This is a genomic window from Pseudomonas sp. TYF_14, from assembly GCF_043105275.1.
In the GTDB taxonomy this organism is placed as follows: domain Bacteria; phylum Pseudomonadota; class Gammaproteobacteria; order Pseudomonadales; family Pseudomonadaceae; genus Aquipseudomonas; species Aquipseudomonas alloputida.
This window is the reverse complement of sequence record NZ_JBICLK010000093.1, coordinates 1-7,836: the sequence shown is the minus strand read 5'-3', so window position 1 is coordinate 7,836 and position 7,836 is coordinate 1. Positions and strand designations below refer to the sequence as shown.

Annotated in this window: 8 protein-coding genes; 3 read left to right on the top strand and 5 right to left on the bottom strand. The window is 63.4% G+C overall.

Going from position 1 to position 7,836, the window contains the following annotated elements; genetic code table 11:
* On the bottom strand, window positions 1-518 hold a 518-nt coding region (locus tag ACF8O8_RS26645; protein WP_392510818.1), incomplete at its 3' end, for a POTRA domain-containing protein.
* 197 nt (window positions 519-715) lie between these two features.
* Between ACF8O8_RS26645 and ACF8O8_RS26640 the strand changes: the two genes are divergently transcribed.
* Both ACF8O8_RS26640 and ACF8O8_RS26635 read left to right on the top strand, forming a co-directional pair.
* Complete coding sequence (locus tag ACF8O8_RS26640; RefSeq protein ID WP_010954245.1) at window positions 716-1,417, top strand: response regulator transcription factor; 702 nt, start codon at window positions 716-718, stop codon at window positions 1,415-1,417.
* Complete coding sequence (locus tag ACF8O8_RS26635; RefSeq protein WP_049588293.1) at window positions 1,414-2,676, top strand: ATP-binding protein; 1,263 nt, start codon at window positions 1,414-1,416, stop codon at window positions 2,674-2,676. Before ACF8O8_RS26640 ends, ACF8O8_RS26635 begins: the two co-directional genes overlap by 4 nt.
* On the opposite strand, the gene ACF8O8_RS26630 is transcribed toward ACF8O8_RS26635, so the two are convergent.
* From ACF8O8_RS26630 to ACF8O8_RS26620, 3 genes are all read right to left on the bottom strand, one after another.
* On the bottom strand, window positions 2,669-3,664 hold the full coding sequence (locus ACF8O8_RS26630) for an aldo/keto reductase (RefSeq protein WP_010954243.1): 996 nt from the start codon (window positions 3,662-3,664) through the stop codon (window positions 2,669-2,671). The two genes, ACF8O8_RS26635 and ACF8O8_RS26630, sit on opposite strands and share 8 nt — an antisense overlap.
* Window positions 3,665-3,760: 96 nt before the next feature.
* Window positions 3,761-4,612, bottom strand: coding sequence for a LysR family transcriptional regulator (locus tag ACF8O8_RS26625; protein WP_060489927.1), 852 nt, complete (start codon window positions 4,610-4,612; stop codon window positions 3,761-3,763).
* Between the two features lie 62 nt (window positions 4,613-4,674).
* Window positions 4,675-5,859, bottom strand: coding sequence for an MFS transporter (locus ACF8O8_RS26620; protein WP_392510817.1), 1,185 nt, complete (start codon window positions 5,857-5,859; stop codon window positions 4,675-4,677).
* A gap of 267 nt (window positions 5,860-6,126) precedes the next feature.
* Here ACF8O8_RS26620 and ACF8O8_RS26615 point away from each other — a divergent pair, with 267 nt between their 5' ends.
* Window positions 6,127-6,786 carry an alpha/beta hydrolase gene (locus tag ACF8O8_RS26615; protein ID WP_010954240.1) on the top strand — a complete coding sequence of 220 codons (660 nt, stop codon included), beginning with the start codon at window positions 6,127-6,129 and terminating at the stop codon, window positions 6,784-6,786.
* Here ACF8O8_RS26615 and ACF8O8_RS26610 read toward each other — a convergent pair.
* The gene (locus ACF8O8_RS26610; RefSeq protein WP_004374921.1) at window positions 6,771-7,652 is read right to left on the bottom strand and encodes a LysR family transcriptional regulator; all 882 of its coding nucleotides are present in this window, start codon (window positions 7,650-7,652) and stop codon (window positions 6,771-6,773) included. The two genes, ACF8O8_RS26615 and ACF8O8_RS26610, sit on opposite strands and share 16 nt — an antisense overlap.
* Between the last annotated feature and the right edge of the window lie 184 nt (window positions 7,653-7,836).

The following is a 7,836-nucleotide window of genomic DNA, read 5'->3' as shown; positions in this document are numbered from 1 at the left end:
ACGGTGCCTTCGTTGATCTTGATCTTCAGGGCCACACGGTTGCGCGGCTGCGGCACCACTTCGGCATCGACCTCGGCCGAGTAGCGCCCTTGGGCCACGTACTGGCGTTGCAGTTCGTTACGCACACCTTCGAGGGTGGCACGCTGGAAGATCTCGCCTTCGGCCAGGCCCGATTGCTTCAGGCCCCTCATCAGGTCTTCGGTGCTGATCGCCTTGTTGCCTTCAATCTCGATGCTCGACACCGACGGGCGCTCGACCACGTTGATGATCAGCACATTGCCATCGCGGCTCAACTGGATGTCCTGGAAGAACCCGGTCTTGAACAGGGAACGAGTCGAGTCCACCAGGCGGCGGTCGTCAGCCTGGTCGCCGACGTTCAGCGGCAAGGCACCGAACACACTGCCGGCGGAAACCCGCTGCAGGCCGTTGACGCGAATGTCGGCGATCCTGAACGGTGAGGCCTGGGCCAACGTGGCTTTCAGCAGCAGGATGGAGAGCAACAGGCGCGGGTAGTTCATCGGGGTTTCCAGACAAGCGGATTCGGAGGGCAGCAAGCGCGGGCGACCCGCAAGCAGCGGGCGATGAGGATACGGGCGGGCTGTGTACGGCGCGGTTAGCCGAGGGTAAAGATGTGTAAAGTCCGACCGGGCGGCAGTGACAGTGCCGGCTTGCAGGGCGATCATTGCACCCCCTGCAATTGCGATATCTGGCCCTGATGATCCCTGTGCTGCTGGTCGACGACGACCGCGAACTGACTGAAATGCTCTCTTTGTACCTGGCGCGCGAAGGCTTCCAGGCAACGGCCGCGGACACAGGTGAGGAAGGCGAGACCCTGGCGTTGTCCGGCCATTTCCAGGTGGTGGTGCTGGACGTGATGTTGCCAGGCATCTCCGGTATCGAGGTGCTGCGCCGCGTGCGTGCACGTAGTCAGGTGCCGGTGCTGCTGCTGACAGCACGCGGTGACAACATCGACCGCATTGCCGGCCTGGAGCTGGGGGCCGATGACTATGTGCCCAAGCCCAGCTCTCCCGGTGAGCTGGTGGCACGCCTGCGGGCAATACTGCGTCGCGTGCAGCCATACCTGATGGGTGAAACCAGCGCGCCCGAGGTACCTGAACAGGTACGCAGTGGCGCATTGAAAATGTGGCCGGGTCGGCGCGAGGCGCGCTGGGGCGCAGCCACGCTGGAATTGACCGGCTCCGAGTTCAGCCTGCTCGAAGCCCTGGCGCGCCAGGCCGGTCAGCTGGTCAGCAAGCAGGACCTGTCGCTCAATGCCCTGGGCCGGCCGCTGACCCGTTATGACCGACGCATCGACGTGCACGTCAGCAGCATCCGGCAAAAACTTGGCCCGCGTGCCGATGGCAGCAGCTGGATCCAGAGCGTGCGCGGCATGGGCTACATGCTGATCGTCGAATGATGCGCCGGCGTCTGTTCTGGAAGCTGTTCCTGGCGTTCTGGCTGGCCAACACCCTGACCTTCCTGGTGGGGGCGGGGGCCTTCATGCTCAATGAACTGCGCGGCGATACCCCCGGGCTGCGTTCGCTGCTGGCCACCGAGCTGCAAATGCTCGAACGGCATGGCGAGCGGGCCGGCCGCCAGCTGCTGGACGTGTCGCCACAGCCGCAGGATGTGCAAGTAGGCCTTTACGACGATCAAGACCGCTTGCTGGCTGGCCAAACGGTGCACGTGGCGCGTTTCGAGCAGGCACTGCTCGACCGTGACGGCCGCCCACTGGTGCTGCGCGCTTCGGTGGCCACCCGTGTCGGTATGGCACCGCGCCCACGCAACCTTGGCCCGTTCGTGACTGGGGCGGTGATGAGCGCGCTGTTCGCGCTGTTGTGCAGCTTTTACCTGACCCGGCCGCTGACCTGGCTGCGCGAGGCCATGGGCCAGGTTGCCCAAGGCCGTTTCGATGTGCGGGTCAGGCCGCGGCTGGGCAAGCGCCGTGACGAAATCGTCGACCTGGCCGAGGACTGTGACCGCATGGCCGGCCAGCTCAAGGCCCTGGTGCAGGCCCAGCAGAACCTGCTGCATGATATTTCCCATGAGCTGCGCTCACCACTTACCCGCATGCATGCCGCCATAGGCCTGATGCGCCAGCAACCCGACCGGCCCGACATGCTGGAGCGGGTCGAGCGCGAGTCGCGGCGCATGGACGACCTGATCGAGCAACTGCTGACCCTGGCCCGTGCCCAGTCCCGTCAAGGCAACAGTGACTTCGCCAGCGTGGATGTGGTCGAACTGCTGGCGCAGATCGTCGAGGATGCCCGTTTCGAGGCAGGCATGAAGCAGTGCCAGGTGTCCTTGCTGGCTCAGGGCGCGTTTCTCATGCATGGCCATGAAGAACTCCTGTACCGGGCCTTCGAGAACGTCATCCGCAATGCCGTGCGCTACACGAAGCCCGGCACGGCGGTATTGGTGGAGGCCGCACCGGCACCAGGTGGGCAATGGTTGCAGGTGTGCGTCAGCGACCATGGCCCGGGCGTCGACCCGGCGCGCCTGCAGCGCATCTTCGAACCGTTCGACCGTGGCACCGACAGCAGCGATGGCTTCGGCCTGGGGCTGGCGATCGCCCAGCGTGCCATCGCCTTGCACGGTGGCAGCATCACCGCGCTGGCCGCCGCCACAGGGGGCTTGCGGGTGCGCATCGAACTGCCGCAAGCCATTGCTACTTGAAGCCGGTGACCGCGTGGGGAACGTAAGGGGCCTGCAAGCGCGCCACTTCGTCCTCGCTCAGCTGCAGTGACAGTGCGCCCAGGGCATCGTCCAGGTGGGCGGGCTTCGAAGCGCCGACGATAGGGGCGCTGACGCCGGCCCTACCCAGCACCCAGGCCAGCGCAACCTGGGCCATCGGCACCCCCCGTTCGCTGGCGATCTGCTCGACCACATCGATTACCCGGCCGTCCTCCACCTCGGTCTTTTCATAGAACGACTGCCCGGATACATCGGTGCGCGTGCGTTGGGTTTGCTGCCCATGCGGTCGTGTCAGGCGGCCGCGCGCCATCGGGCTCCAGGGCATCAGGCCGACGCCTTGATCCAGGCACAGCGGGATCATCTCTCGCTCTTCTTCGCGGTAGATCAGGTTGAGGTAGTTCTGCATCGACACGAAGCGGCTCCAGCCATGGTTGGCGGCTACCTGCTGCGCCTTGGCGAACTGCCAGGCATACATCGACGATGCACCGATGTAGCGCGCCTTGCCGGCCTTGACCACATCATGCAGAGCTTCCATGGTTTCCTCGATGGGGGTGTGGTAGTCCCAGCGGTGGATCTGGTAAAGGTCGACGTAGTCTGTGCCCAGGCGGCTGAGGCTGGCGTCGATGTTGGCCATGATCGCCTTGCGTGACAAGCCTTGCTCATTGGGCCGGCTGGCGCCTTCCCACATGTTGGCAGGGAAGAACACCTTGGTGGCGATCACGGTTTCTTCACGGCGGGTAAACTCCCTCAGGAGTTTGCCGAGGATGATTTCCGAGGTGCCGGCGGAATAGCTGTTGGCAGTGTCGAAGAAGTTGATGCCTTGCTCGACGGCATGGCGAATGATCGGCCGGCTGGCGTCTTCGCCCAAGGTCCAGGGATGAGTGCCGGCGTCGGGTTCACCGAAGGTCATGCAGCCCAGGCACAGCCTTGAAATGTCCAGCCCAGTGCTACCCAGCTTTACGTACTGCATCGTCGTCTCCTTCAAGGGCGTGAGTGATGGAGTTAGCCTAACGCTGGCAGGGTTGGGCGAAAATTCCGTATTGATGCATGCGCCATCTGCAAGAATTCACAAGCGTAGCAGCGGCCGCACCTGTTGCTGAAGGAAGTCGGTAACCGCCTTGATCCGCGGTGTGGCGCGCACGTCTTCATGCACGGCCAGCCAGATTTCGATGCTCATTGTCTGTTGGGCGCTGCCTGCTTCTTTCAGACCGTGTTCCTGTGCCATGAACGCGGGCAGGCAGGCGATGCCGATGCCGCCGGCACAGGCTTGGGCCTGGATGCGCAGGTCATTGCTGTGCAATGCGAACGGCTGCTGGCCGGCCTGGAGGTTGAGCCATTGCTGTTGTGGGGAACGGGCTTGAGACTCGTCGTAGCCGATGTAGCGCCTGACCGTTGCGCTGGCCAGGTAACCGGGCGAGGCATACAGCCGGTAATCCAGGTGCCCCAGCAGGCTGACCACCAGAGTTGGCTCTGTCGGCCTGGCCAGGGCGATGCTGATGTCAGCTTCGCGGCGGACCAAGGATGCCTTGGATTTGCTGCCTACCAGCTTCAGGCGCAGCTGTGGGTAGCGCTGGTACAGCTCGCCCAGGCGCCGGGCGACGATGCTGCCCAGCAGCGCCGGTGGTGCCGAGAGCACCACTTCGCCTTCCACTGTCTGTTGGCCGGCGCTGGCGAAATGCTCCAGGGCAAAAGAGGACATGGCCATCTGCTCGGCGAGTTCCGCAACACGTTGGCCTTCGTGGGTGAGGGCATAAGCGCGGGGACGTCGGTCGACCAGCTTGAGCTGGAGCGAAGCCTCGAGCGAGGCGATGCGCCGGGCCACGGTGGCGTGGTCGACACCCAGGGTCTTGGCAGCAGCCGACAGCGAGCCGGCCGAGCTGAAGGCGGAGAAATGGCGCAGGTCTTCCCAATCGAACATGAATGACTCGGCAGTGGCGGGTGCATAAAGGGGTAGGGTAACCCTTTATGACCATGCCGGCTTCAATGCCCGCCTTTCATCCGCCGCGCCACCAGGTAAATGCCCAGGCCAACCAGCGCAGTCGCGGCGCCGATGTACCCGGTGCTGGTCCAGCCCATGCCGGCAGTGATCGCCATGCCTCCCAGCCACGGCCCCAGGGCATTGGCCAGGTTGAACGCCGCATGGTTGGACGCCGCTGCCAGGCTAGGCGCCTCATGGGCAATGTCCATGAGGCGGATCTGTAGCGGTGCCGCCAAGGCGATCATGGTGCCCACCAGGCCGATGCCCAGCAGCAGGCTCCACAGCGCCTGGGCGGCGAAGGTAAAGAACAGCAGCACGGCGACCGACCACATCAGTACCAAGCCCACGGCGCGGAACTGCAGGCGGTCGAACAGCTTGCCGCCAGCGATGTTGCCGACGATACCGCCCACGCCGAACGCCGCCAGACCAAACGGAATCCACTGTGGCGACACCTGGGTCACGTGCAGCATGGTCGGTGCCAGGTAGCTGAACACGCAGAACATGCCGGCAAAACCGATCGAAGCGATGGCCAGCGCCATCCATACCTGTGGGAGGGCAAAGGCCTGGAGCTCCTTGCGCGGGTCGCTGCGTGTTTCGTCGTGGCGCTGGGGCACGAAACGCCAGACCAGGGCGATGGTGCACAGGGCGATCGCGCCGACCAGCACGAATGCCGAACGCCAGCCGAAGTACTGGCCCAGGAAGGTGGCAACCGGGTTGCCGAGCAACATGGCCAAGGTCAGGCCCATCATCACCCGTGCCACGGCCCCCGCGCGCTGATCCTTGGCGACCATGCTCGAGGCCACCACTGCGGCAATGCCGAAGTAGGCGCCGTGGGGCAGGCCGCTGATGAAACGAAATGCGACCAGGCCACCGAACGAGGGGGCAAAGGCAGTGGCCAGGTTGCCCACGGCATACAGCAGCATCAACAGCAGCAGCATGTGCTTGCGCAGCAGTTTGGCACCGAGAATGGCCAGTGTCGGGGCGCCAACCATTACCCCCAGCGCATACGCGCTGATGGCATGGCCCACCTGCGGTTCGCTCAACTGCAAATTGCTGGCAATGTCGGGCATCAGGCCCATGATGGCGAATTCGCCGGTGCCGATGGCAAAGCTGCCCAGTGCCATGGCGGCTTCCATCTTGGCGACGGTGTTTTTACTGGGGAGCGGGGGGCGTTCCTGGACTGACATCTGTATCCCTATTGAAACATGCTGAAACGTTCAAGGCGGGATAATAGTCAATCGATGGCTGCAACGTCGAGGATGCTGCCCCGGCTTCCGCGACGTTGCAGCCCGTGTCCTGCTCAGTACGGGCGCGCTTGCTACGCCCCTGGCTGAAGTGACGGGATCCTGTGGCAGCGGGTACGCCTGCTCTTTTAGACTGCGGGCGGTGACGCGCCAACGCTCGGCAAACGGTGAGTACACGCGCCACACATTCGGTTCACAAGGACAACTGCAATGTCAGATACCCCGCGCAACCCGCTGCTTATCGATGGGGCCGTCGGCCAGATCGAGCTGTTGATCGACTACCCCGACGGACCACCCAAAGGGCTGGTGCTGGTCAGCCATCCGCAACCGCTGCTGGGCGGTAGCCCACGGCATATCGTGCCACTGACCCTTGCACGGCAGCTGCGTGCAGCCGGCTGGCAAGTGGTACGGCCGAGCTTTCGTGGGGTGGGGCAGACGCAAGGCACGCACGACCAGGGCATCGGTGAAGCCGAGGATTGCATCGCGGTCATCCGTCACTTCAACCAGCAACAGCCCGAGCTGCCGGTAGCCCTGGTCGGGTTTTCCTTTGGGGCCTACGTGTTCGCCCGGGTTGCCTGTGCGCTGGAAGGGCAGTTGCAGGCAGTCGCATTGATGGGGCTGCCGGTGGGGGATGTACCGGGAGGGCGCTATTACGAGCCATTGCCGCTGCCTGGGGATTGCCTGTTACTGCAGGGTGAACAGGATGAAATGGCACCGCTGGCCAACCTGCTGCAATGGGCTGGCCCTGAACAACGGGCAGTGTCGGTATACGCCGGTGCCAATCACTTTTTCAAAGGCTGTCTGGGGCGTGCCGCGGAGCAGGTGATTGCTCATCTCGCCCAGAAGACTGGCCCTCACCGCTCCAGGTAATGCGTCTGTGCAGCAAAGTCGATGAACCGCTTGCTGGCCAGCGACAGGTATTCCCCCGAGCGCCAGCACAAGCGGAAACTCATCTGCTGTGCTGGCCGGAACGGCACGCCGACGATGCCTGGCGTGCGTTGCTGCACCGAGCGCAGCAGGGTCGCCACCCCCATGTTGTCCAGCGCGGCCTGCACCACCAGCGAGACGAAGTTGCTCTGTAGCGCCACCTGGTAAGTGATGCCATGTTCGGCGAAGAACGCATCCAGAAGATGGCGTTGAACGAAGGTGCGATCGAACACCACCATGTCGGTATTGCGCAGGTCTTCGGCGGTGAGGTAGGCCTTGCCGGCATAGGGGTGATCCGGGTGCATGCACGCCAGCATCTCGTCGCTGCCCAGCAGGATCGACTCCTTGTCGGGCGGTACACGCCGGGACTCCAGCAGCGCCAGGTCGATTTCCCGTTGCTCCAGGCGATGGCCAATGTCTTCGGCACTGCCTTCGAACACGGTCATGGCAATGCCCGGGTACGACTTGCGGAAGGCGTTCATCAACCCGGGGACGTAGTGCAGGCCGAACATCGGCGGGATACCTAGGCGTACTTCACCGCGCTTGAGGTCAGCCATGTCGCGCAGCTCTTGCCGGGCAACGTCCATTTCGCGCAGGGCAGAGGCAATGCGCGGCAAGAACTGCTCGCCTTCTGCCGTGAGGATCACTTTGCGCGTGGTGCGGTTGAACAGGGTTACCCCCAGTTCTTCTTCCAGCCGGGTAACGGCCATGCTCAGCGCGGGCTGGGCGATGTGCAGGTGCTGCGCGGCCTTGGTGAAGCTGCCTTGCCGGACGATTTCGACACAGCAGCGCAATGCCTTGAGGTTCATTGAGGGGTGCTACCTTTCATGCGGGATGCATTCATAACGAACTGTGATGCTAAGCATCATAACAATATATTTATTATTATTAACCAGAGGGCCTACGATGCGCGCCACTGAGACATCCTGCAACATCTCAGTCACGCAGCTTAATAAATCTGCAATCCCACAAAGATTTTGAGGTAGTACCCCA

Coding starts and splice junctions, on each gene's coding strand:
- ACF8O8_RS26640 (WP_010954245.1), top strand. CDS start 716: ATGATCCCTGTGCTGCTGGTCGACGACGACCGCGAACTGACTGAAATG.
- ACF8O8_RS26635 (WP_049588293.1), top strand. CDS start 1,414: ATGATGCGCCGGCGTCTGTTCTGGAAGCTGTTCCTGGCGTTCTGGCTG.
- ACF8O8_RS26630 (WP_010954243.1), bottom strand. CDS start 3,664: ATGCAGTACGTAAAGCTGGGTAGCACTGGGCTGGACATTTCAAGGCTG.
- ACF8O8_RS26625 (WP_060489927.1), bottom strand. CDS start 4,612: ATGTTCGATTGGGAAGACCTGCGCCATTTCTCCGCCTTCAGCTCGGCC.
- ACF8O8_RS26620 (WP_392510817.1), bottom strand. CDS start 5,859: ATGTCAGTCCAGGAACGCCCCCCGCTCCCCAGTAAAAACACCGTCGCC.
- ACF8O8_RS26615 (WP_010954240.1), top strand. CDS start 6,127: ATGTCAGATACCCCGCGCAACCCGCTGCTTATCGATGGGGCCGTCGGC.
- ACF8O8_RS26610 (WP_004374921.1), bottom strand. CDS start 7,652: ATGAACCTCAAGGCATTGCGCTGCTGTGTCGAAATCGTCCGGCAAGGC.